General features: G+C 44.5%; 21 protein-coding genes. 8 read left to right on the forward strand and 13 right to left on the reverse strand.

The genetic code is table 11. The features are described from left to right. Nucleotides 1-3: 3 nt before the first annotated feature. The gene (gene surE, locus ABFX33_RS06520) at nucleotides 4-747 is read right to left on the reverse strand and encodes a 5'/3'-nucleotidase SurE (protein ID WP_346085012.1); all 744 of its coding nucleotides are present in this window, start codon (nucleotides 745-747) and stop codon (nucleotides 4-6) included. A gap of 55 nt (nucleotides 748-802) precedes the next feature. Here surE and ABFX33_RS06525 point away from each other — a divergent pair, with 55 nt between their 5' ends. Then, nucleotides 803-1,711: a diacylglycerol/lipid kinase family protein gene (locus tag ABFX33_RS06525; RefSeq protein ID WP_346085014.1), complete on the forward strand. Its 909-nt coding sequence runs from the start codon at nucleotides 803-805 to the stop codon at nucleotides 1,709-1,711. A 121-nt stretch (nucleotides 1,712-1,832) separates the two neighbouring features. Next, nucleotides 1,833-1,976: a hypothetical protein gene (locus ABFX33_RS06530; protein WP_257088374.1), complete on the forward strand. Its 144-nt coding sequence runs from the start codon at nucleotides 1,833-1,835 to the stop codon at nucleotides 1,974-1,976. A 57-nt stretch (nucleotides 1,977-2,033) separates the two neighbouring features. On the opposite strand, the gene ABFX33_RS06535 is transcribed toward ABFX33_RS06530, so the two are convergent. From ABFX33_RS06535 to ABFX33_RS06565, 7 genes are all read right to left on the reverse strand, one after another. Beyond that, complete coding sequence (locus ABFX33_RS06535) at nucleotides 2,034-2,693, reverse strand: response regulator transcription factor (RefSeq protein WP_346085016.1); 660 nt, start codon at nucleotides 2,691-2,693, stop codon at nucleotides 2,034-2,036. Nucleotides 2,694-2,960: 267 nt separating this feature from the next. Next, complete coding sequence (locus tag ABFX33_RS06540) at nucleotides 2,961-3,824, reverse strand: SDR family oxidoreductase (protein ID WP_346085018.1); 864 nt, start codon at nucleotides 3,822-3,824, stop codon at nucleotides 2,961-2,963. 92 nt (nucleotides 3,825-3,916) lie between these two features. Next, nucleotides 3,917-6,031 (reverse strand): catalase, encoded by a 2,115-nt coding sequence (locus ABFX33_RS06545; RefSeq protein WP_346085020.1) that lies wholly within the window; start codon nucleotides 6,029-6,031, stop codon nucleotides 3,917-3,919. A gap of 438 nt (nucleotides 6,032-6,469) precedes the next feature. After that, nucleotides 6,470-6,829, reverse strand: a complete 360-nt coding sequence (locus ABFX33_RS06550; protein WP_346085021.1) for a putative quinol monooxygenase — start codon at nucleotides 6,827-6,829, stop codon at nucleotides 6,470-6,472. 234 nt (nucleotides 6,830-7,063) lie between these two features. After that, nucleotides 7,064-9,322, reverse strand: a complete 2,259-nt coding sequence (locus tag ABFX33_RS06555; protein WP_346085022.1) for a xanthine dehydrogenase family protein molybdopterin-binding subunit — start codon at nucleotides 9,320-9,322, stop codon at nucleotides 7,064-7,066. 32 nt (nucleotides 9,323-9,354) lie between these two features. Further along, complete coding sequence (locus ABFX33_RS06560; RefSeq protein WP_346085023.1) at nucleotides 9,355-10,011, reverse strand: hypothetical protein; 657 nt, start codon at nucleotides 10,009-10,011, stop codon at nucleotides 9,355-9,357. Nucleotides 10,012-10,035: 24 nt separating this feature from the next. Beyond that, nucleotides 10,036-10,506: a (2Fe-2S)-binding protein gene (locus tag ABFX33_RS06565; RefSeq protein ID WP_257088367.1), complete on the reverse strand. Its 471-nt coding sequence runs from the start codon at nucleotides 10,504-10,506 to the stop codon at nucleotides 10,036-10,038. A 328-nt stretch (nucleotides 10,507-10,834) separates the two neighbouring features. Between ABFX33_RS06565 and ABFX33_RS06570 the strand changes: the two genes are divergently transcribed. Continuing rightward, nucleotides 10,835-11,464: an NTP transferase domain-containing protein gene (locus ABFX33_RS06570; protein ID WP_257088366.1), complete on the forward strand. Its 630-nt coding sequence runs from the start codon at nucleotides 10,835-10,837 to the stop codon at nucleotides 11,462-11,464. Here the strand turns inward: ABFX33_RS06570 and ABFX33_RS06575 are convergent. The 5 genes from ABFX33_RS06575 to ABFX33_RS06595 all read right to left on the reverse strand — a co-directional run bounded on the left by ABFX33_RS06575 (nucleotide 11,461) and on the right by ABFX33_RS06595 (nucleotide 18,020). Beyond that, nucleotides 11,461-13,860 carry an FdhF/YdeP family oxidoreductase gene (locus ABFX33_RS06575; protein ID WP_346085025.1) on the reverse strand — a complete coding sequence of 800 codons (2,400 nt, stop codon included), beginning with the start codon at nucleotides 13,858-13,860 and terminating at the stop codon, nucleotides 11,461-11,463. The genes ABFX33_RS06570 and ABFX33_RS06575 overlap by 4 nt on opposite strands. Nucleotides 13,861-13,903: 43 nt before the next feature. Next, nucleotides 13,904-14,254 (reverse strand): DUF7009 family protein, encoded by a 351-nt coding sequence (locus tag ABFX33_RS06580; protein WP_346085027.1) that lies wholly within the window; start codon nucleotides 14,252-14,254, stop codon nucleotides 13,904-13,906. Then, a complete protein-coding gene (gene fdhD / locus ABFX33_RS06585) occupies nucleotides 14,251-15,171 on the reverse strand; it encodes a formate dehydrogenase accessory sulfurtransferase FdhD (RefSeq protein WP_346085028.1) in 921 nt (306 codons plus the stop codon). Before fdhD ends, ABFX33_RS06580 begins: the two co-directional genes overlap by 4 nt. A gap of 63 nt (nucleotides 15,172-15,234) precedes the next feature. After that, on the reverse strand, nucleotides 15,235-17,526 hold the full coding sequence (locus ABFX33_RS06590; protein ID WP_346085029.1) for a xanthine dehydrogenase family protein molybdopterin-binding subunit: 2,292 nt from the start codon (nucleotides 17,524-17,526) through the stop codon (nucleotides 15,235-15,237). A 23-nt stretch (nucleotides 17,527-17,549) separates the two neighbouring features. Next, nucleotides 17,550-18,020 carry a (2Fe-2S)-binding protein gene (locus ABFX33_RS06595; RefSeq protein WP_346085030.1) on the reverse strand — a complete coding sequence of 157 codons (471 nt, stop codon included), beginning with the start codon at nucleotides 18,018-18,020 and terminating at the stop codon, nucleotides 17,550-17,552. 271 nt (nucleotides 18,021-18,291) lie between these two features. Here ABFX33_RS06595 and ABFX33_RS06600 point away from each other — a divergent pair, with 271 nt between their 5' ends. From ABFX33_RS06600 to ABFX33_RS06620, 5 genes are all read left to right on the forward strand, one after another. Then, nucleotides 18,292-19,422 (forward strand): XdhC family protein, encoded by a 1,131-nt coding sequence (locus tag ABFX33_RS06600; RefSeq protein ID WP_346085032.1) that lies wholly within the window; start codon nucleotides 18,292-18,294, stop codon nucleotides 19,420-19,422. Between the two features lie 8 nt (nucleotides 19,423-19,430). Next, nucleotides 19,431-20,411 (forward strand): GTP 3',8-cyclase MoaA, encoded by a 981-nt coding sequence (moaA, locus tag ABFX33_RS06605; RefSeq protein ID WP_346085033.1) that lies wholly within the window; start codon nucleotides 19,431-19,433, stop codon nucleotides 20,409-20,411. Next, nucleotides 20,408-22,177 carry an NTP transferase domain-containing protein gene (locus tag ABFX33_RS06610; RefSeq protein WP_346085035.1) on the forward strand — a complete coding sequence of 590 codons (1,770 nt, stop codon included), beginning with the start codon at nucleotides 20,408-20,410 and terminating at the stop codon, nucleotides 22,175-22,177. Before moaA ends, ABFX33_RS06610 begins: the two co-directional genes overlap by 4 nt. Nucleotides 22,178-22,184: 7 nt before the next feature. Next, nucleotides 22,185-22,919, forward strand: a complete 735-nt coding sequence (locus tag ABFX33_RS06615; RefSeq protein WP_346085036.1) for a sulfite exporter TauE/SafE family protein — start codon at nucleotides 22,185-22,187, stop codon at nucleotides 22,917-22,919. A gap of 133 nt (nucleotides 22,920-23,052) precedes the next feature. Further along, on the forward strand, nucleotides 23,053-23,280 hold the full coding sequence (locus tag ABFX33_RS06620; RefSeq protein WP_346085038.1) for a MoaD/ThiS family protein: 228 nt from the start codon (nucleotides 23,053-23,055) through the stop codon (nucleotides 23,278-23,280). The last annotated feature ends 3 nt before the right edge of the window (nucleotides 23,281-23,283 follow it).

A 23,283-nucleotide genomic window follows, 5' to 3' on the forward strand; every position in this document is an offset into this window, starting at 1 on the left:
ATGCTATCGGTCTAATTTCCGCCCGCTTTTTAGTCTGGTAGAAAGTTCATCATGTGCAGTCAAATCCAGCCGTAGCGGCGTAATGGATACCCGTTTATTTTCTACCGCCCAGCGATCTGTCCCTTCCTCCGCCGGCTCAAGTGGTATTACCGTAATCCAATAGTTTTTTCTTCCCATGGGATCCTGACCAGGTACGACATTGCCATCATAGAGCCGCACCGATTGCCTTGTCCATACAACTCCCTCTGGTTTTGGAGGAAAATTCACATTATATAGTGCAGGGCCTTTATCATTGAGCAAGATCTTGAGTACATCGGCGGTCCATTGGGATAATCCTTCAAAATCTGGCTCCGTCTTGCCGACTGGTGTACTCAGCGCGATACCGGTGATACCCAGGAGCATGGCCTGTTTTGCCGCGGCAAGTGTGCCTGAATGCCACATGGAATTACCAAGGTTGGGGCCCATGTTAATACCTGAAAGCACAACCTGCGTATCTGGAAACATATGCAAGCCCAGCGCTACGCAGTCCGCAGGTGTCCCATTCACCCGAAAGGCATCAATTCCCTCAAATGAAATGGGGGAACTACGATAGCTCAGGGGGCGAGAATGAGTAATGGCATGTCCCATGGACGATTGCTCCACATCTGGCGCAACAATCCTAACGGTACCAAACTGCCTCGCGGTCTTTGCTAGAGCTGCTATGCCCGGCGAATAGATACCGTCGTCATTGGTGATAAGTATATTCATAATAATTGTACCTTTTCTATGAAAACCAATCTCACGCAGGCTTTGTTCAGCTGATATGAAAGAACATGGCAAAAAAGTACGGTTAGTACACAATCCAGCTGCTGGGGATGAAGACAATGGCGACAAAGACGAACTTTGTCAGCTTATTGAAGAACTGGGACACCATTGCACCGTAGTCGCTAAAAAAGATGCCGTCAAAAAGATTGATCCAGAGACCGATATCATTGCCTTAGCCGGCGGTGATGGCACGATAAAAATGACTATTATGGGGCTCTTAGAAAAAAAGCTACGATTTAAAAGACCGATCGCAATCTTGCCCCAAGGGACAGCAAACAACATTGCCATTTCTTTGGGTATTCCTTTGGACTGTAAAAAGGCTATGAATCTATGGAGTCAGTTCCAGCTTAAAAAATTCGATGTCGGGATGGTAACAGGTCTAGGACGAAAACCGCTACATTTCGTCGAATCGATTGGTTTCGGGGTATTCCCTATACTGATGGAGAAAATGGATAAAAAAAACCTAAATGCCGCCAGTGCAGAAGATGAAATTAGGATCGCGCTCGAGCAGCTTCGAAAACTAGCACTGACATTCCCAGCCAAAGTGCTCAAACTCGTAACCGCTACGGGTAGCATTGAAAAAGAATGCATTATGGTTGAAGTCATGAACATCTCGAGTATGGGCCCCAGACTGGTACTCGCAGTAGATGCTGATCCGGGAGATGGACAATTTGATATCATCGTCGTCACCGCTGATCAACGCCAGGAACTGGTTGCTTATATAGATGGGTTATTGAATAAAAAGACTGTGTCATTTAATATTAAGCCTATTAGAGCAAACCGCTTAGAGATGGAGTGGCAGGGAACAGAATTTCACATCGATGACGAGTGCAAGAGTTATACCGGGCAACGACTAAAGATTTCATTGCTCGATAGCTTGATCGAAATAATTGTAGAAGGGAATTGATCCCTGATATCCAAGGTTAATTTTCGTATCAACCTATAATTCGAGTAAATTACAGTATTACTATTAAGAAGTGTTTCAATTGGATTTTAGTTTAAATTATTTAAATTCTAAAAAACATCACTTGTCGTCAACTATAGAGCATCCGGATCTGACACCGACAAGCACAAACCTGGGATTCGAAGTAAAACTTACCGATTGGGACAACTTAAAATTAGAGGTATTGAACAAAGCTGTCAAAGTCGTCTGGGACACCAGCCGAATATGATTGCCATTTCCCCAGAAATTAATTACCGACAGTTGCTATGTTGGTTCAAAGCACGAGTTATTCTAAAAGTTTATTCTGAAACGCAAAACGGACGAGATCAGCTGTATTTTTGGTCTGAGTTTTATCAATTAAATGCTGCCTAATTCCTTCGATTGTCCGCTTGCTTAAAAAGATCTGATCTGCAATCTCAGCATTGGTGAGTCCCTGCGATATCAATTCTAACACGGAAAACTCTCTTTCATTAATCTCATAGCGACTAAGCAATTCCGATCTATCATAAATCAAAGGCACTAAAGAACTATATTTACCGACCATTTCCATTGCAATTGCGCTCGACAAATATTTTTTACCTTGAGCAACCTGAGATACACCAAACAACAACTCACTATAATCCGTTCCTTTTGTTAGATAACCATCGGCACCTGCATTGAATGCATCTACGACGACGGTACTGTCTTCAACCATGGATAGTACCGAAGTCCTTATTGTGGGAAATTTTCTTTTGGCAATATGTATTAATGCAATACCATCAATTTCTTTCATATTGATGTCGGTGAGTACCAGATCAGGTGTTTTATTTTTCTGGAGATAGTCCAAAGCTTCTTCGCCGCTACCGACTTCCTCTACGACAGAAAGATCATCACAAGAATCCAATATCAGACGTATGCCATTACGAACTAAATGGTGATCGTCAACTAAAAGAATTTCAGTCATCATTCCTCCGAAAATTTTAAGATAGATATATAACGACTTTGTACTTAAAATTGTTTACTACTGGGGACCACATTTTTTTCAGAATAAGTGTCATAAATTTTCACTTATAAAAGGAATGTATTCAAGATCATTATCTTCATCTTTCAATCAGCATTATTCAAAAATGCTTTAAAAAACATTCTCGTCGTATATAAATCCCTGAATTAACTACCATTAAAAATTCTATGCGAGCCACAGACTGGAACATCCAAAATATAAGTTATTCGTTGACTAACCATTTACGATTTCTCCACCATTGGGATGTAAAACTTGACCGCTCATAAAATGTGAATCTTCGCTAGCTAGAAATAAAAAGCTTGGTGCAATTTCATTTGGCATCCCTGCCCTTTCCATGGGAGAGTCGCTTCCAAATTCGGAGTTCTTTTTACGATCAAATGAAGATGCTATCAATGGTGTCCATACCGGACCTGGGGCAACAGCATTGACCCTAATTCCTTTAGCGATAAGATTTGCTGACAAACTTCGTGTAAAAGAAATTATTGCACCTTTTGTTGCAGAATAATCTATCAACTTTGGACTACCTCGATAAGCAGTCACCGAGGATGTATTAATGATGCTTGCTCCCTTCTTAAGATAAGGTATAGCGTACTTCGTGATCCAGAAATAGGAAAAGAAATTATTCTGAAAAGTCTTAAGTAACTGCTCAGTGGTAATTTTTTCAATTGATCCTACTTCCCAATGAAGACCCGCATTATTAACAATAATATCAACTTTCTTATGCGTTTTTATCGCAATTTCAATTACTTTTTTACAGTGATTTTCTTTTCCCAAATCACCTTTAATCAGCGTACATTTTCTAGCGAAGGATTCAACCTCCTTCTGGGTTTGTTTTGCATCTTTTGTTTCACTAAGATAGGCTACAACAATATCAGCTCCCTCCTTCGCAAATAACAAAGCTACGGCTTTCCCGATGCCGCTATCTCCTCCGGTAATTAACGCTACCTTATTTTTTAATTTTCCTTCTATAGGATACCTTAATGGAGAAGTGTCAGGAACTGGTGTCATATTTATTTCCAATCCCGGTCGCTTTTGCTTTTGCAATGGTCTAATTTTTTTACTTGCTACTTTTTTCATGCTGCTTCCTTTAAATAACAACAAACAATATGCGATTTCCAGAATATGTAAGAAACAAATAGTCCTTCTACCGAAGAACTATTTGTTGTATATCAAGAAGGTACCTTTCTGGATTTTTCTCTCTCCCAAACACGGTGGCCTTTCATTACCGCTATAAAATCTTCTGTTAAATTGTCCTTGCTTTCGAAAATAACGCCTTTATCTTTTTTAATAAATGATCTTTCAGCTAACTCTTCAGCACCTTGTGCAAATGCCAAGGCCTTACAGTGTCGGTAACCTTCATTGATAAAATGAAGGTAATCGGCATTTTCCGCAAGAGTTTTGACCGATTCGCCTGCTGCTGTGTAGAATGCATCGTAACAAACTGATGCCTCCGTAAGATAGGAATGTTGGATATCTTCTTCTGTCCCTTCCTTGAACCGGATCTTTCCTACATGAGATGCGATTAGCACTGCTTGCGCCCCTTCCCTTTCGAGTGCTGTTTTCATTTTATCTATGGAGGATTTGCTAGCTCCATGATCAACAAGAAAAGCAACCTTTCTACTCTTGATCGTACCCTCGCCGTCTTTTACTTTCATACTCAAAGCAGCAGACTTTTCAACTTCGGGTTTGACTGGTTTAAGCGGATATTTGGGATGGTTCTGACGTGCAAATTTGAGGGTTAAAGGATCAAGTTCTTTTGGCGGTGTAAGCCCGAGGTTTGAACCAACATTTTTTGCTAATCCTTGGTCTATCTGGTTCAAAATAGCCAGTTCTCGCTTTCGTATATTGACATCGTTCACTTTCGAAAGCTCAAAACTCAGGGCATTGACCATGTGGTCCTGTTCTTCTGGACTCTGTGAATTAAAAAATAGTCTTGCTTGCGTAAAGTGATCTGCGAAGGAATCTGAGCGGGCCCTAACTTTTGCCCCCTCGATAGGCTGCTTGTGGGATTCAAATCCTACCCCATCATTAAGCATTGCATGGTAAGGGCAACCCACAGCCTTGCTGTTAGGGAAATAACTCACAGCACCTTTAGGAATATCAGATCGCGCGAAACCATCTTTTTGGTTATTGTGTTTACCCGTCACCGGACGATTGATAGGAAGTTCATGGAAATTTGGCCCACCTAATCGGTAATTTTGGGTATCCATGTATGAAAATATCCGTCCTTGCAAAAGCGGATCATCCGAAACATCTATCCCCGGCACCAACCTTCCGGGGTCGAAAGCGGCTTGTTCGGTCTCTGCAAAAAAATTCTCGGGGTTGCGATTTAGTGTCATCGTTCCGATAATCTGAACTGGCACCAGTTCCTCTGGGATAATCTTTGTCGCATCCAGAATGTCAAACGAATATTTAAATTCATCCGCTTCAGGAATCAATTGGACGCCGAGATCCCATTGTGGGAAATCGCCCCTGTCAATAGCTTCATAGAGATCTCTTCGATGAAAATCAGTATCAAATCCTGAGATCTTTTGGGCTTCGTTCCATGCCACTGAATGTACGCCCAATCTCGGTTTCCAATGAAATTTAACGAATGTACCTTTTCCTTGAGCATTCACAAATTTAAACGTATGGACGCCAAAACCTTCCATCATCCTTAAACTTCGGGGTATCGCACGGTCTGACATAGTCCACATGATCATGTGCGCAGATTCGGGCATCAGCGATATAAAATCCCAAAAGGTATCATGTGCAGATGCCGCCTGCGGCATTTCGTTGTTCGGCTCTGGCTTTACGGCATGGACGAGATCTGGAAAGTTCATCGCATCCTGAATAAAAAAAACGGGAATATTATTCCCCACGAGATCGTAATTACCTTCTTCGGTATAGAATTTAACAGAGAAACCGCGTACATCCCGGGCTAGGTCGGTAGAACCTTTGAAGCCCGCTACGGTCGAAAATCTTGTAAAAAGAGGCGTTACTGTTCCTTTTTTTAAAAATGCTGCGCTTGTATATTGGGATAGGTCAGCTGTTGCTTCGAAAATACCATGGGCTCCTGATCCACGCGCATGAACGACACGTTCTGGTATACGCTCACGGTCAAAATGCATCAGCTTATCAAAATAGATATGATCCTGCTGTAATGATGGTCCCCGCTCACCCGCCTTTAATGTATTGTTGTTGTCGGAAATAGGCACACCATCATTGGTGGTCATAATCTGTTCGGAATTGTCCACTAAATGCTGATCAATCTCAGCGGTTTTTAAATTCTTTTGTTTTTTCATATCCAATTCTGTTTTGGTTTATACTCGTAAGGAGAAGTAATTTATTAATTCGCACAAAAAATTATATATAGGAGCCTATCCTCTTTCCTATTGGTAGGCATTAATTCTTATAAGCTGTAATGTCCATGATGTGAACAAAGCCAAAGTCTGAAAGGTTTGGTCGGTATTTACATTTGCCCGTTGAGGACAGGTTTTGAGAAAATACGGCTGACTTTTGACTAAGTCAAGCACTTGATTTCTTTTATTGAACTAAAAGCGTCTAGGATCGGTTATTAAATAAGATAACAACTATAATTTTTTTATTATGGCTACTACAAAAATCTGTACAGGCAAAAAATGCCGCAAAAAAAACTTCCGGCCAAATTGGTCTCCCTTTCCTATAACCTGTGGAAAGTGCTTGTATTTCTGTGATAGAAAACTATTCAATAATCATTCAATTTAGTTCTTCAGTTTTCTAAAAATCTGACTTGCCGTTTCCATATCCAACGCTTCCATATCCACAAGTTTCAGGGATTTGACCATGTGGAGTGTACCAGTCTTATACTTTTGGAAATGCTCAGTTTTCAAATGTGCCTGATAGGCTTGCTTGTCTTTGTACATTTCTAGTATCCTCACTTGGGTTGGGTCGTTCTTTTGGAACATCGGGAAGATAGCGATAACACCCGCCTCAAGCCTTATGGATGCTTCGGCCTCCACTTTAAGTATCTCCTTATACTTCTCCAAATGTTCAGGGTGTATCTCAATTTCTGAAATCCGTACCATGATTTCTGCCTGTTGAGAATGGGCATAGTTACTCATACAAAAAAGCATTAGCGTTGCCAATATCGTTTGCAACGACCATCTAAGCCAAGTTTTGTGTCTAAAGATATTCTTATTCATAACATTACTACATTTATCTTAAATCATTTTACTTTTAATTGATTTCTACCAATGTTAATGCTTGATCTTGTGCGTATCGCGAACACTGCTAAACGTCAGTGCTAATAGTTCGACCCATCGGTTTCCTTCTTGTAGACCTCGGTTACTGTAAACTCATCCTGCGGTCATCTGATTAATAAAGGGTTGGTTGTAAAAACGTTTTCCTGTAGCCTGATATAATGCATTGGCCACTGCCCCGAATGTGGGTGGAAACGGTGGTTCGCCCATTCCCGTAGGATCTTGTTCGTTTTCCACAAAATGCACTTCAATCTGCTGTGGCGCTTCATTCATTCGTATCAGACGATAGGTCGTAAAGTTATTCTTTTGTGGGACACCATCTTTAAAAGGAAGCTCGCCATAAAGGGCATTTCCGATCCCATCGATAATCGCTCCCTCGGCCATGTTAGTCGCGGCATCCCTGTTCACCACAATCCCACAGTCTATAGCGGCCACCACTTTTTCAACCTTAGGTTCATTATTTTTAACCACGAGGTCCACAACCTGTGCCACATACGAATTGTGGCAAAAATAAGCGGACACACCACGATGAATTCCCGGTGCTTTTTTATCCCAGTTTGATGTTTCACGAACCAGTTTTAGTACCCCCGCATAACGGCTGGCGTCGTAATCATTGCGCTTGCCGACTGGATTTGTTTTTGCCCTTTCCAACAACTCAAGACGAAAGTCAATAGGGTCTTTTTTCATTTCCATGGCGAGCTCATCAAGAAAAGACTGCTCAGCGGCAGCGATAAAATTCGACCGCGGTGCACGGAATGCACCGATAGTAATATTGGACGGAATCTGCCAGCCCTCGGCGAGGTAATTGTCGATTGCACCTGCCGGAAAACGATCGGCATGTATGGGCGTTTCGGGAATCCCACCGGCTTTGACATGAAGCGCCAGCAATTTATTGTCTTTATCCAAGGCTGCGCGGTAGGTCGCACTGTAGGTGGGGCGATAAATTCCGGCTGTCATTTCATCTTCGCGTGTATAAACAAGTTTGATCGGTGCATTAAGATGCTTTGAGATTGCGGCAGCCTCTATAAAATGATGTCCATAGGCACGGCGGCCAAACCCGCCCCCCATGCGCGCAAGATTGATCTGTATCTTTTCTTTTGGCAAACCAAGCCGTTGGGATAAGGTACCAACGGTAAACTCGGGAGCCTGCAACGGCCCATAAAAGATGGCGCTGTCGGAAGTGACATGGGCAAAACAGTTGACCGGCTCCATGGTATTGTGTGCCAGGAACGGTGCGGTATAAGTACGTTCGATGATTCTGGCAGCAATGTTAAATGCTCCCTCTGGATCACCATCCTTGCGGAGGACATTGCCGGGCTTTTTAGAAAACTCTTCCATCTGCCTACGGTGTACATCACTGCTTTCCAGACCTGCGGGATAGGTTGCTTCGGTCGTTTTTGCATTCGGCTGCCCCGGATTACCCATTTTAAACCTGCGCCCAGGCTCCGCTTCCCATTCCAGCTTAAGTGCTTTCTTGGCTTGCATCACCTCCCAGGTGCTCTTACCCACGACAACAGCAAAACGTGTGAAACTGGTCGTATCGAAAAAGTTCTGTACAATATCTCCCGTGAGGGAGTCGATCACAAAGATAGATTTGATGCCGGGCATCGACTTTGCTATCCGATCATCCAATGATTTTAACTGTAGGCCAAATGCTGGTGGATGCACAATCATGGCGATCAGCATGCCCTCGGTTTGATAATCCATACCGAACAGCGGTTTACCTGTCACGATGTTGTTCAGTTCGACGTTTTTCCTGGAGGTGCCCACAATGCTGAAATCCTTCACTGCCTTTAACTTGACGTTTTGGGGCACCGGAATCTTGGCTGCCGCGGAAGCAAATTCGGCATAGGTTCCTTTTCGTCCAGTTCCGGGGTGCAGCAAGGTCCCTTGCTGCGTCGAAATTTGATCGGAAGGAACATTCCACTGTGCTGCTGCTGCTAAGATGAGCATCTGTCTTGCGGTAGCGCCTGCCTTACGCAGCGGCGACCAGCCCTGTCGTATTGACTGGCTTCCACCGGTAAATTGCCTTTTGTATCGCTCGGGATAAAAATCGGCCTGTTCGACGACCACCTGCTCCCATGCCACATCAAGCTCTTCTGCAAGGATCATCGGCATGGAGGTTTTTACATTCTGACCAAACTCCGGATTGGGGTTGAACAAAGTGACCAGGCCATCTTTGCCGATCTTGATGTAACTATTTAATTCGTATGATTCTTCGGCTATATCACTTGCCTTTATACCTGTGGCTTTTACATCGGCTGGCCAATGAAAATGCAGGATCATACCGCCACCGGCGAGTAGGGCGGCTTTCAGGAAGGATCTTCTTCCCATATTGTTATTAGCGCTGGTCATATCTTACTGTATTATTCGACAACAATGAAAAATTAATTCGAAGGTGCATAGGCCCCATTTTTTAACCAGGTAATCCAGGCTTCCTTAAACTCTTTATGGTTTAACGGCGGCAATGTCCGACCTTCTCCCGGTTGCCAGCCCCATTTTACCAGCTCATCGTCGGCATGGGCTATTAATGCCTTCATATCTTTATTGCCGTTTCTCGTTGGGTCCATAATTTGTTGTGCGAGCTCGCGGGGACTTCTACCTTCGAAAACCATTTTCATGTTTGCTGGCGGAAGGTGCCAGTTGGGACTACCCGGAGGGGTATGGGTACCGGGGGTATTTTCAGGTTGATGACAGTTGGCACATTTCATGGTGAGGATTCCTTTTCCATCCTTCCCTCGCTGGGGTAACATCGCATGTAAATGGCTATCATCTCCCTGTAAAGGTACTTCTCCAGCCGGATGACAATTCACACATCGGGGACTCATCAATACGCTGTAAACTTTGGAAAATGCCGCAACAGACTTCATACTGTCACGCTTCACCAATTCATGCTTTATTTTGTCCTCCCTAGACCTTACTGCTGCTGATCCGGAATTTGCGGCGATCGAAACCATGAATGTCATAATAATCGCCAAAACGGCTAATGCTACCACGATTTTATAAGGCCGTTTTTCCTTTTTATGTCGAGTGTTATATTTCATAAACAAAATATTTTGGGCTAGTTTTTACTTCGTTTCCTGTTGAATCTCGGCAGCTAAATGAATGGCTTTACGGATCCGGAGATAAGTGCCGCAGCGGCAGATATTACCGGCCATTGCCAGATCGATTTCCTCGTCCGTTGGATTGGGAATTTCCCGTAACAGGACAGCCGCAGACATAATCTGCCCGGACTGACAGTAACCACATTGCGGTACATCAACCTGTTGCCATGCCTGCTGTAGTGGATGATCGCCTTTTTCAGAGAGACCTTCAATCGTGACCACCTCCTTATCGGCTGCCCGCTTTACTTTGGTTACACAGGAACGTACAGCTTCACCATCCAGATGCACAACACAGGCTCCACAGGCCGCTACTCCACAGCCGTATTTGGTACCGACAAGGTTTAGATGCTCCCGTAAAACCCATAATAAAGGTGTCGATGGATCGACATCCAGTGCATGTTGCTTACCGTTGATTTTTAGATTTATAGTTGCCATGCTTGTATTTAAAATAAGTGTCATAAATTTTCGCTTATAAAGGGAATGCATTCAGGATCGCTATCTTCCGCTTTCAATCAGCATGATACAAATATGCTTTAAAAAAAATTGTTTACTGTATATAAATTCCTGAATTAATTACCATTATTACAGGTAGAAGTATCGTTTGCATCAGAAAGTTTTAACAAGCCCCGATATCGGATTAATTTAGCGTGATTATGAATGTTCACTCATTCATAGCCAGGCGGGTGAGGTAATAGTTGATGGTAATGTTTCCAATTCGCGTTGAAATACGTAACTTCAATACAATTGATCCATTGAATACAACATGATAGTTCTGAATGATAATCGCTTACCCCCATTAAACGGCCTGGTGCTTATCGGTGGCAGAAGCCTGCGCATGGGAAGTCCGAAAGAAAAGATGCATTGGCATGGTAAAGAACAAGTCTATTATTTGGCCGATATGTTACGGAATTATTGCGATGAGGTATACATTTCCTGTCGTGCAGAACAGCTTGATGAAATAGCAGGCGGCGAAGAGATGGCTTCAACCTACGCATGGCTTTCCGATCGTTATACAGACATTGGTCCTATGGGTGGAATACTGACCGCTTTTGAATTTCGCCCCGAGCGGGCTTGGCTGGTTGTGGCCTGTGATTTACCTCTAGTCGACTCAGAGGCTCTCGCCTATTTAATACAACATCGTGATCCACAAAGGATCGCTACCGCATTTAAAAGCCCACAGGACAGCTCACCCGAACCCTTACTCGCTATCTGGGAACCCAGTAGTTTGCCCATACTCCAGCAGATGCAGGCTCAACATAAACTTTCACCACGCCGGGCATTGATACAACATCAGGCCCTAGGTATTGAAGCCCCGCATGTCAATACCCTTGTCAATGTCAATACCCCTGCTGAGGCCGACAGCGTAAAAGCCATAATCAACAACAACGATTAAGGTCGTTGAAGTGCGCCCCGGTAAAGCATTTCATCCACTTTCTTATATACCTCAGGGTCATGTCGTTTTATTTTGATCTTCACATATTTGGAAGCCGGCATATTGCTTTCTTTGACCACATTGTTGACCGAAACCAATACATTCGTCTCCGGGAAATACGTGACCGTATTTTTTTCAGGAATGGCGTAGGAAACGATCAAAAATAAGGGAGCTACGCGTTCTATACCATCATCGTAATTATAAAGGTCCACTTTGTCTCCAGCCTTAAAACCAGCTTTATCAATATCTTTCTGATTCATAAACACCACGCGTCGCTCATTTTTTATCCCCCGATAGCGGTCGTCAAGACCATAGATGGTGGTATTGAACTGGTCATGGGTTCGCGTTGTTGCCATCATATACTCATCGGCATCCAGATGGTTTTCGGGGATATCTGTTAATGTGAAGGGTGCTCGCCCGCCGAGTTCCTGCGAAAAAGATTGCGCATCACGGGCGCCATTCGGCAGATAGAATCCATCGCGCTGACGGACCCTCACATTGTAATTCTCAAAACCGGGTATACATTGCTCAATTGCATCACGTACTGCGTCGTAGCTGTCATGATAACGCTTCCAGTCGACTACCGACCGATCTCCTAAGGTTGCCATGGCCATCCGGCAAACGATCTGGGTTTCGTTGACCAGATTCTTGGAAACAGCATCCAATACCCCTTTAGAGGATTGAACCACACCCATGGAGTTTTCCGTGCTGACGATCTGAACTTCACCGTTTACAATATCCTTGTCACTACGTCCGTAGGTCGGCAGGATAAGCGCCTCTTTACCATGGATCAGATGGCCACGGTTTAATTTTGTGGACACAGCGACCAATAAATTCAGCTTCCGAAGCGCATTTGCCGTAAATGTTGTGTCGGGTGTGGCGGACAAAAAATTCCCGCCCATGCAAAACAGAAATTTGATTTTTTCGGCGTGCATCGCTTTAATTGCCCGCACCACATCATAACCATGTTCACGGGGTGGATCAAAGCCAAAATACTGCTGCAGCCTATCTAACTGTTCGTCGGTGGGTTTTTCATCGATAAGCATGGTACGGTTTCCCTGGACATTACTGTGCCCCCGAACGGGACAGACACCGCCCCCTTTAATACCGATACTTCCTTTCATCAACAAGATATTGAGGATCTCGCGGATCATATCAACACCGTTGGGCTGCTGGGTGAGCCCCATTCCCCAGCAAAAGATAATTTTATTTCTGTAAGCGAGCAGTTCCGCCGCTTTTTGTATATCGGGAATTGCAATGCCACTTAGCTGGCTCAGATGTTCCAGGTTATAGTCCGATTTGCTGAATTGCGCCAAAAAGTCCGTATAACCCGTTGTCTTGTTGTTAATAAAATCGGAATGAACAACCAGGCCCGGATTTTTAGCTTCGAGGTCCAGTAAAATAAGTTCCAGTGCCTTTAAAAGCGCCATATCGCCGTTGATCTTCACGGGAAGATAAAGATCGGCCAAACTCACGCCTTTGCCGATGATCCCATTAACCTGCTGGGGATTATGAAATCCCATTAATCCAGCTTCGGGCAAGGGATTGATTGCAATGATTTTGGCGCCATTCTTTTTTGCCTTTTCCAGTGCACTCATCATACGAGGGGCATTTGTCCCCGGATTGTGACCAATGATAACGATAAGTTCACTTTCGTAAAAATCATCCAGTTTGACGGTTCCTTTGCCGATTCCAATAGTGGGGCGAAGTGCCGAGCCTGAGGTTTCATGGCACATATTGGAGCAATCCGGCATATTGTTGGTACCCAATTCCTTGGCAAACAATTGGTAGACAAATGATGCCTCATTGGAAGTACGGCCTGAGGTATAAAAGGCTGCCTGATGTGGCGATTCCAATGCATTGAGCTGTTCTGCTATTTTTTGAAAGGCACCTTCCCAGCTGATCGGTTCATAATGTGTTCCTCCCGGACGCAGATACATCGGATCTGTCAGCCGCCCCATCTTACCGATCTCATAATCGCTGAGTTGGGAGAGATCGTACACGGAATTGTTCTTAAAAAAATCTGGAGTGACCCTTTTTGTTGTGGCTTCTTCTGCCAGTGCCTTTGCTCCATTCTCACAGTACTCGCCTACCGGCGAACGCTCATCGTCTGGATCAGGCCAAGCGCAACTCGGGCAGTCGAAGCCACCGACCTGATTCATTTTGAACAGCGCCTTGGTGCCACGGATAAGCGTTTTCTCTTCGATAAGATCGGCAAAGGCCGCCAATACAGCCGGTACGCCAGCCGCTGATTTTTCAACGGGTGTCAATTTCAAATTTAAGAGCTTATAAGGGTTTTCTGCCTGTGGCTCCTTATGGACTGATTGATCCAATTTTTGATTATTGTTCTCTTCCATAACCATTAGATTTTGGGACAGTTCACACTATTTTTCGATGTGCCTAGCATTTGAGATTGGGATTCGGAAAGTTGTCGCTCTGATCCTCCACGGTATTGTCAATGCAGGCAAAATCCTTTTCCACGAGAATTTTAACTGGTCCTGACTGCCCTTCGAAACCTATCCGCTCTGTCGCCACCAATTCCCTTACCATATTGGCAGACAGTCCGATCACAATTTCATTTTCAACAAAAGAAGCAATGAGTCCGTCAGTATCCGTTTGCAGGATGCGGTATACAAAGGGCTGGTTGATAAATTCGGTTCGGGAGGCAACTTCGCCGGTATTGCCCAATTTATCAATTTCGGACATCGTCAATCGCAGTCTAACGGAATTATCTTTAATCCTTATTTTCATCTTTCTATTTTTTGATCTAATGCTGTAGTGTAGTCAAGCATTCCCGCTAATCCTTCTATTTTAACATGGTCTGCCAGGTTATAGATATTACATCGATGCTCGCGTAAAAAGCCCAATAAGGTGATATCGAATTCCTTGGCCAGTTCAACCGCTAAACTTGATGGCGCCCCGATAGCTGCGATAATCTGTATCCCAGCCATGGCTGCTTTTTGTACCAATTCAAAACTCGCCCGGCCACTTAAAACCAAGATATGTTTTTGCAGCGGCAACAAATCAGCGGACAATGCATGCCCGACAAGTTTGTCAAGTGCATTATGCCGTCCTACATCTTCCCGTAAGGCGATGAGCTGCCCCTGTAAATTGAACAGACCAGCAGCATGTATACCGCCGGTGGCGGAGAAATTTCCCTGTGCGGCACGGAGCAGATCCGGCAAGCGATAGAGTATATCTAATGCAATTGCACAGGATATAGGCGCAAGATCCTTGAAAATACTAACTGTTTTGATTGCTGCGATGGAGCCTTTTCCACAAACACCGCAACTTGAAGTGGTGTAAAAATTTCGGTCCAAAGCGCTTGTTATGGGGGTAAATCCGTCGTTCAGTCTCACAATAACAATATTGTCGTTATTTCTTGTGCAGGGCGCTTCCGAACGATCCACAGCTGCTACCTGGCTGATCGCAGAAATAAGGCCTTCGGTAAATAAAAATCCTGTAGCAAGTTCGGCATCATGGCCGGGTGTCCGCATCGTGACCGAAATATTTTTATATTCGGTCTTTCCGTCAACCGTCATGCATATTCTGATTTCCAGCGGTTCTTCGATCGATATGCTATCCATGACATGCGCTGGGATACGACCCGTCACTTTGACAAGGTCAATCTGTTTTAAAGTCGTATTGAGCAGTGCGTTGGATTCCATGGTTGCCAGTTCACATAGATTAAATATACTAAAATTTATGGTGCTTACTTTAATGCATTGTGTTTAAATACTTAGATCAATTGGCAAGGTATAGCTCCGCTTTCCTGTTGCCGCATAAATCGCATTACAGAGTGCCGGTGTAAATGGCGGTACTGGAGGTTCTCCTACTCCGGTCGGTTTTGCGTCGCTATCGATAATATCCACATGGATCTGTTTTGGAGAATCAGGCATTCGAATGATCTGATACCCGTCAAAATTACCCTGCTCTACCTGACCATCTTTTACCGTGATCGTACTTTTGAGTGCCAGACTTGCGGAAAATTGTGCGCCACCTTCAAATTGTGATTTGATACGGTCTACATTGACAGCTAGTCCGCAGTCCACCACATAGTAGACATTGGGAATACTGATTTTCTTGTGCTGATCCACATTGACCTCAACCACGCAGGCAACGTACGTTAAGAAGCTTTTATGTGCCGCAAAGCCCAGTGCAGTCCCTGCTGGCATGGATTTACCCCATCCGGAAAGCTTGGCTACCCGCTCGATCACCTTCTTCATGCGTGCTGTATCCCAGGGGTAATCTTCGATCTTTTCACCATAATTGGGATAGCTTGTCTTGATCAGTTCCTGCTCAAAGGTAATGTGGCGGTCTTCACCGAGGAGCTCCAGGGCATTCGAAACGGCATCCATACCTCTTGCTTCAGCAATTTCGTCTAGCATTGTCGCAGCGGCAAAAACCTGTGGAATATTACGCACAGACCTCAACCAGCCAATCCGCAGATGGGCTTTTGCATCATGCGTAGCAATATTGATCGCTGGAACATTGTAAGGGAAATCTGAGGCGCCCAACATTAATTCGCCGTCACTGGGCTGTACCACCGATAAATCCTCTGTCGCAGAGATAGACGGATTAGCAATATGATGGGCCCAGCCACTCAATTTATTTTGGCTGTCGATGGTGGCAACAATGCGCTGTACACTCATCGCATGGTAGTAGTCATGACGAATATCATCCTCACGTGTCCACTGCACCTTGATCGGCAGACCAGATTCTTTGGCCAATATTGCTGCCTCTAGGATAAAGTCTGGCTTTGACTTTCTACCAAATCCGCCCCCCAAGAGGGTTACATTCATTTTCACCTTCTCCACTGCCATACCCAGTTCGGTGGCTACTGCATCCCGTGCGCCCTGCGGATTCTGTGTACAGGCCCACACTTCGCAGCTTCCGTTTTTCACGACAGCCAAAGCACAGGGCGGCTCGATGGTTGCATGCGCCAAATAGGGGGCGATATACGTGTGTTCAATAACTTTTTTTGCATTCGCTTTTGCGGCGTTGAAATCGCCACGTTTACGACGGATTGTTCCCTCCTGTGCTACCACCTGCTTAAGTTCTTCGATTTGCTTGGCTGAATCGTAGCCGGCGTTGGGTCCCAACTCCCATTCCACCTCCAGCAAGTCCCTTGCTTTTATGGCGGCCCAGGTATTTTCGGCGATGACAGCTACGCCACTCAATGGTTTGGATAAGGTGGCCGGTAGTCCGGCACCTTTGATCGTAATCACCTTGAGAACGCCCGGAACAGCCAGGGCTTTACTGTCGTTTACGGCTTTTACTTTACCGCCCACCACTGGGCACCGCTTAATGACCGCAATTTTCATCCCTTCGACAACGGCGTCAATTCCAAACACGGCTTTTCCGGTGACAATATTGTGTAGATCAATGATCGGTGTTTCTTTGCCGATCATATTGAACTGCTGTCTGTCTTTTAGTTTAACTTCGCTGGCTTTCGGGATAGGAAGAGTTTTTGCAGTTTCTACCAGATCTCCAAAATCTTTTTTCTTGCTGGAATCCCGTTGGATAACCTGTCCATTTTTGGTATCCAATTGGTTTACGTCAACGTTCCATTCTTTGGCTGCCGCACGAAGAAGGAGTAATCGGGCTATAGCACCGGCTTCCCGCATGGGTTTATAAAACATCCGTACTGAAAAGGAACCGTCCGTGTTCTGGTTGCCATATTTTTTTTCATCTCCTTCAGCCTGGATGATTTCCACCTTCGTCCAGTCGGCACCCAATTCGTCCGCAATAATCAGAGGAAGAGAGGTACGGATACCTTGTCCCATCTCTGAACGATGTGCGACAATGGTCACTTTACCATCTGAACCAACTGTTAAATACACATTTGGAGCCACAGTGGCCACTTTTTTACCTTTGTCATCACAGCTAAAGAAGCTTACACCCAGAACCAAGCCACCAGTAAGCAAGCCGCTGGCTTTTAAAAAGTCGCGTCTAGAAACGGAAAAAATCTCTGAATTGACCTTCTCGGTTTTTCTTTTTTGAAAAGGAGCTAATATTTTCATCTTGTTTATATTTTTGATAATACCTAGCCGTTTGTAACGGGTGTACCAGCTGCTTCTAAAATGGCTGCTTTGATTCTATTATATGTACCGCAGCGACAGAGATTGCCCTGCATCGCTTGCTCGATCTCCGCGACCGAAGGTTTCGCATTTTTCTTCAAAAGAGCTGCTGCATTCATGATCTGTCCGGTCTGGCAATAGCCGCATTGGGGTACGACATATTTTTCCCAGGCCTCCTGAACAGGGTGATCCCCCTTCGCTGAAAGCCCTTCGATTGTTGTGATTTTGCCCTCACCGATCGCAGAGACCGGAAATGAACAGGATCGGATTGCGGTATCGTTGAGATGTACGGTACAGGCACCACATAGCGCTTTTCCACAACCAAACTTGGTCCCTTTAAGACCAATGATATCACGGAGTACCCAAAGCAAGGGCATATCCTCAAGCACATCAACTTCGTGCTTTTTGCCATTTACTAAAATTGAATATTTTGCCATAATCTTTGTTTTTTCTTGTTTATGTAAGCGATATTTATCGGTTCAAATGGGATAAGCTTTCTTACTTATACGCTAGCATTCAGTTTATTCAGTGGTACAAAATCGTTATTTAAATTAATCAAATAATTATACATTTTACGGATGTTTTTACCATTATTACAGTTTTGGTGTTTTTTAACGTGTAATTCATTAAATTTGATAAACGGCATTGTATTATATTGTTATTGATTTAATCATTATATCCGCGTTCCACTGTCTTGCCCGTATTTGCATGAAAGAGATTAACGACATTGTTTTAGCTGCCGGTGTAGCTGCTTCCGAAAATATCAGGATGGTGCTTGCCACTGTGGTTAAGGTTGAAGGTTCCTCTTATCGAAGACCAGGGGCCCGCATGCTAGTAACAGAAGACGGGCAAATGACGGGAGCCATCAGCGGCGGATGTCTTGAAGGAGATGCCCTAAAAAAAGCGCTCTTAGCTATCCATCAACAGAAAAACCGCCTCGTTAGTTATGATACGAATACGGAGGAAGGTTCGTCAATCGGATTACAACTTGGATGCAATGGTATAGTGCATATCCTTTTTGAATATGTGGACCTACAACGAAAGGATCATCCAATCGCATTGCTGCAACGCTTGCTTCAACAACGTGAAGAAGGCTTGTTGATTACATTCTTTTCTACGGACAGACAGGGGGAACAAAAAGGAACCCGTTTACTTATTAAAGATCTGAAGGAGCAGGCTTTTGCCCTAGACGCGCACTATTCGCCACTGAATGCGCATATCCAATTTGCCAAAAGAGAACGAAAATCGGTTCTCACTTCCTTTCCGGAGAACGGGCAAAGCAGTGAAGTACTCATTGAGTACCTGGTTCCTACCGTGCACTTGGTTATTGCCGGTGCCGGTAATGATGCGCAACCCGTCGTAGAAACAGCGCACCTGCTCGGCTGGAAAATTACGGTGGTCGACGGACGTGCCAGCCATGTCAATGCTCAACGCTTTCCAAGAGCTCATCAGCTTATTGCAGCCTCAGCAGCTGAAATCAAGGCTAAATTAAGCATAGATCCATGGACTGTTTTTGTGTTGATGACACATAACTATGCTTACGATCTCACGCTCCTTAAAGACCTGATGCACACATCGACACGTTATATTGGCTCTTTGGGTCCCAAGACCAAATTACTACGCATGTTTGACGATATGCAAAAGGCTGGTATGACCGTCACTGAAAGTCAACGAAGCATTATCTACGGCCCAGTAGGGCTCGATATCGGTGCCGAAACTTCCGAAGAGATCGCTATAGCAATCCTTGCAGAGATTAAAGCTGTGTTGAATAATCGGCCAGCAACTTCATTAAAGTTCCTCAAAACGAAAATACATACTGAATACCCCACAATAATTTAGAAGACATCATGCTAACGGATACATTTGGACGGATACACAACTACCTGCGCATATCGCTTACCGATAATTGCAACCTCCGTTGTTTCTATTGTATGCCGGAGGAAGAGTATAGCTTTACACCGAATGACAAATTGATGCAGGTGGACGAAATTGAGCAACTGGCCCGATTGTTTGTCGATCAAGGAATCAGCAAAATCCGCCTTACAGGGGGTGAACCTTTGGTTCGCAAGGATGCAGCCAATATTATAGCGCGTTTGTCCAAACTTCCGGTTGAACTTCATATGACGACCAACGGAATCCGTATCAACGACATGTTGCCTCAGCTTGTGGACGCAAAATTCAAAAGTATCAACATCAGCCTGGACACCTTGCAACCAGGAAGATTTTTTCAGATCACACGAAGGGATTATTTTCACCGCGTACGTGCCAATATAGACCTTTTGCTCGAACATGGAATCCATACCAAGATCAATATGGTGGTAATGAAAGGTATCAATGACGATGAGATCTTAGATTTTGTTGCATGGACAGCGAGGAAGCCAATAGAAATCCGTTTTATCGAATTTATGCCATTCAGTGGGAACAAATGGAGCAGCAACCAGGTGTATACACAGGCCGATATTCTAGCGACTATTCAGCGGAGCTATCCCATAGAACCGATCACTGCAGGTCCACACGATACCGCTAAAGCATTTTCGATTGCCGGACATGCTGGGCGTATTGCTATTATAAGTACAATGACCGCCCCTTTTTGTGCAGGATGTAACCGGATACGGCTTACTGCAGATGGTAAACTCAAAAATTGCCTATTCTCTACAGGTGAAACCGATCTGTTGACAGCATTACGTGCAGGTGAAGAAGTGCTTCCATTGATCCAAGCTACCATTAGCGCCAAAGCAAAGGAATTAGGGGGACAATTAACAACAGATTTTAAACATATAGACACCGATTTTCTCAAGAATCGGAGTATGATAACGATTGGTGGATGATAAAGCAAATAGGTATAGTCATATTGGCGGCCGGAAATTCTTCGCGGCTCGGCCTCCCGAAGCAGCTGCTCGAATTTGAAGGTGAAACTTTATTGAAACGTATCAGTAGGGAAGCGCTGGCTGTTCCCGATGCCAAGGTATCTGTCGTGATAGGTGCCTATCCTGACCCAATCAACTCGGCATTAAAGGACAGTAACGTCTCTGTCGTAATCAATCCGCATTGGGCGACCGGAATGTCTACCTCTATTGGTGTAGGCTTAGGGGATTTATTAAAACATCATCCCAATCTGGATCGTTGTATAATCAGTCTATGCGATCAACCTTTCGTTGACCGACATGTCTTTCAGCAGCTTATCCAATTGGCCGATAGTACTGATAAAGGTATTGTAGCAACCGGTTTTTCAGGAATATGGGGCGCTCCGGTACTATTTGACAGAAAATATTTTGAGCATCTGATGTGCCTGGAGGGACAACAGGGGGCAAAAAAAGTAGCCGAGCAATTTTCGGAGGATCGGGTCATATTCTCCTATGAGGACGCAAAGTATGATATCGATACACAAGACGATTATTTCAATCTCCCCCATCAATTTATCCGTGTTCAGCAGGCCAAAGATATCATCCATCATCATCTGCCTGCACCAAAACAGATACGGCTTCCCCTCGAAGAAGCCTTGGGATACACGCTAGCCCAAACTGTTATTGCTGAGCAGTCAATTCCTGCTTTTCCCCAGTCATCGATGGATGGCTATGCCATTCGATATTGCGACAAAGAGCGGGAACTTCCTGTCGTGGACAAAATTCCTGCAGGCACCACGGTCGAAAAAATATTGACAGAAGGACAGGCGATGCGCATTTATACCGGAGCTCCTCTGCCTCAAGGCGCAGATACAGTAGTGATGCAGGAAAAAGTAGATTTGAGCGATGCAAATACAATCCAGATTCGCGATGAAGCTCTCCAATTGGGAGACAATGTACGCCCCAAAGGGTCAGAAGTTAGGGCAGAAAGTATCGCCATGCTCCCAGGAACATCATTGACTCCGGCTGCTATTGGCTATCTCGCAGGCATCGGATGCAAGGATGTTCTTGTTACTGCGCCACCACGGATACAGCTTATTCTCACCGGAGACGAACTGAAACCTATTGGTACGACACTTGGCTATGGGGAAGTTTATGAGTCTAACTCCTACCAGCTAAAAGCTGCGCTGCGGCAGCAAGGTATACTGCATGTTGAAAGTCGGCATGTGCCGGATGACAGGAGCCAGCTCCGGGCAGCTTTGGAAAATGCATTGGATGAAGCGGATATTGTTCTTTTAGTTGGTGGTGTCAGTGTGGGCGACTATGACTATGTCGCGGATGTGGCTAAGGCCTGCGGCATTAAACAGCGTTTTCATCGTATCCGCCAAAAACCGGGAAAACCCCTCTTTTTCGGCACACAAAATGAAAAACTGGTGTTTGGGCTCCCCGGCAATCCGTCCTCTGCCCTAACCTGTTTTTATCTCTATGTGGTCCCCGCATTGGAACGTATGATGGAGCTTCCTCAACGAACACGTTCCATCAAAACCCATACGACACATGCTTATAGTAAAAAGCCCGGTTTGACTCATTTCCTTAAGGCACGATACGACGGACATGCTGTCGAACCCTTACACGCGCAAGAATCTTATCGTCTGCAATCGTACGCACAGGCCAATTGCCTGCTGATTCTCGAAGAGGATAGCAATGGCTGTGCGGCTGGCGACGAGGTTTATATCCATCTTTTAACCTAATCGAGCCATGCAATTTGAGCTTTTTTATTTTTTCCTTTTTATGCTGGCTTTTCTTTACGCGTCAGTTGGGCACGGTGGTGCAAGTGGTTATCTGGCATTGATGGCACTCTATGGAATTGCACCACAGGAAATGAAACCTACAGCACTGGTGCTTAACCTCTTTGTTTCTTTAACATCCTTTATACAGTACTATAGGGGGCATTATTTCAAAAGGAATCTGTTTTTGATGGTCGCCATCGCCTCTGTTCCCATGGCTTTTATAGGCGGCATGATTACCTTGGAAGATCATTTGTACAAGAGGTTGCTGGGACTACTGTTACTCTTTCCTATTTTTCGATTTTTCTTTTTTAAGAGTCCTGCCGAAGATGAGCTCAAACCTTATAATAGTTTTGGCGCCTTGGCAATCGGTGGGGCTGTCGGGTTGTTGTCAGGCATGATCGGTATTGGTGGTGGAATTATCCTCTCCCCTTTTCTGATCCTACTTAAATGGACCGATCAAAAACAAACTGCTGCTATTAGTGCTGCATTTATTTTTGTAAATTCATTGTCGGGACTTGGGGGTATGCTCACAAAAGGCATTTCGTTCAATGCCCATATGTGGGGATACGTTGTGGTAGCTTTCCTTGGAGGCCTACTCGGAGCCTATCTTGGATCAAAAAAATTAAAACAGGATGCACTGAAGTATGTACTCGCTACAGTTCTTTTGGTTGCAGCCTATAAATTATTGTTTACATCAGCTTAATAAATTTCAAAAAAATTGGCTGATCTATTTATCTAAATCGGATAACATAAAGAAAGTGAACAAGTCTTTCAATTGTGAGATGAACAGAGTAGGATGAAAAGAGGCGAAACTTTGACAAAAAATGAATAAAAAAATGAAAGTTCACGTAAAGACCTTTGGCTCCCTGACCGATATATTGGCAAAGGAGTTTTATATAACAGCTAACGATACGACAGAGTTATTGGCAACATTATCGCGCGACCATGCTGAATTGGCACAGCGTAGCCTATTGATAGCCGTGAACAATACCATTATTAAGACAGCGGTAACATTTCAGGAAAATGATATTGTTGCCTTAATGCCACCCTATTCAGGAGGATAAGCA

Origin of the sequence: Sphingobacterium ginsenosidimutans (assembly GCF_039536865.1) — a bacterium.
Classification (GTDB): Bacteria; Bacteroidota; Bacteroidia; order Sphingobacteriales; family Sphingobacteriaceae; genus Sphingobacterium; species Sphingobacterium detergens.

What these genes read in the sequence shown, in the direction of transcription:
- ABFX33_RS06595 (WP_346085030.1), bottom strand. Translation starts at nt 18,020, where the DNA reads ATGGCAAAATATTCAATTTTAGTAAATGGCAAAAAGCACGAAGTTGAT.
- ABFX33_RS06565 (WP_257088367.1), bottom strand. Translation starts at nt 10,506, where the DNA reads ATGGCAACTATAAATCTAAAAATCAACGGTAAGCAACATGCACTGGAT.
- surE (WP_346085012.1), bottom strand. Translation starts at nt 747, where the DNA reads ATGAATATACTTATCACCAATGACGACGGTATCTATTCGCCGGGCATA.
- ABFX33_RS06550 (WP_346085021.1), bottom strand. Translation starts at nt 6,829, where the DNA reads ATGAGTAACTATGCCCATTCTCAACAGGCAGAAATCATGGTACGGATT.
- ABFX33_RS06610 (WP_346085035.1), top strand. Translation starts at nt 20,408, where the DNA reads ATGATAAAGCAAATAGGTATAGTCATATTGGCGGCCGGAAATTCTTCG.
- ABFX33_RS06620 (WP_346085038.1), top strand. Translation starts at nt 23,053, where the DNA reads ATGAAAGTTCACGTAAAGACCTTTGGCTCCCTGACCGATATATTGGCA.
- ABFX33_RS06525 (WP_346085014.1), top strand. Translation starts at nt 803, where the DNA reads ATGAAAGAACATGGCAAAAAAGTACGGTTAGTACACAATCCAGCTGCT.
- ABFX33_RS06575 (WP_346085025.1), bottom strand. Translation starts at nt 13,860, where the DNA reads ATGGAAGAGAACAATAATCAAAAATTGGATCAATCAGTCCATAAGGAG.
- ABFX33_RS06570 (WP_257088366.1), top strand. Translation starts at nt 10,835, where the DNA reads ATGATAGTTCTGAATGATAATCGCTTACCCCCATTAAACGGCCTGGTG.
- ABFX33_RS06580 (WP_346085027.1), bottom strand. Translation starts at nt 14,254, where the DNA reads ATGAAAATAAGGATTAAAGATAATTCCGTTAGACTGCGATTGACGATG.
- ABFX33_RS06560 (WP_346085023.1), bottom strand. Translation starts at nt 10,011, where the DNA reads ATGAAATATAACACTCGACATAAAAAGGAAAAACGGCCTTATAAAATC.
- ABFX33_RS06555 (WP_346085022.1), bottom strand. Translation starts at nt 9,322, where the DNA reads ATGACCAGCGCTAATAACAATATGGGAAGAAGATCCTTCCTGAAAGCC.
- ABFX33_RS06615 (WP_346085036.1), top strand. Translation starts at nt 22,185, where the DNA reads ATGCAATTTGAGCTTTTTTATTTTTTCCTTTTTATGCTGGCTTTTCTT.
- ABFX33_RS06600 (WP_346085032.1), top strand. Translation starts at nt 18,292, where the DNA reads ATGAAAGAGATTAACGACATTGTTTTAGCTGCCGGTGTAGCTGCTTCC.
- ABFX33_RS06590 (WP_346085029.1), bottom strand. Translation starts at nt 17,526, where the DNA reads ATGAAAATATTAGCTCCTTTTCAAAAAAGAAAAACCGAGAAGGTCAAT.
- moaA (WP_346085033.1), top strand. Translation starts at nt 19,431, where the DNA reads ATGCTAACGGATACATTTGGACGGATACACAACTACCTGCGCATATCG.
- ABFX33_RS06535 (WP_346085016.1), bottom strand. Translation starts at nt 2,693, where the DNA reads ATGATGACTGAAATTCTTTTAGTTGACGATCACCATTTAGTTCGTAAT.
- ABFX33_RS06545 (WP_346085020.1), bottom strand. Translation starts at nt 6,031, where the DNA reads ATGAAAAAACAAAAGAATTTAAAAACCGCTGAGATTGATCAGCATTTA.
- ABFX33_RS06540 (WP_346085018.1), bottom strand. Translation starts at nt 3,824, where the DNA reads ATGAAAAAAGTAGCAAGTAAAAAAATTAGACCATTGCAAAAGCAAAAG.
- fdhD (WP_346085028.1), bottom strand. Translation starts at nt 15,171, where the DNA reads ATGGAATCCAACGCACTGCTCAATACGACTTTAAAACAGATTGACCTT.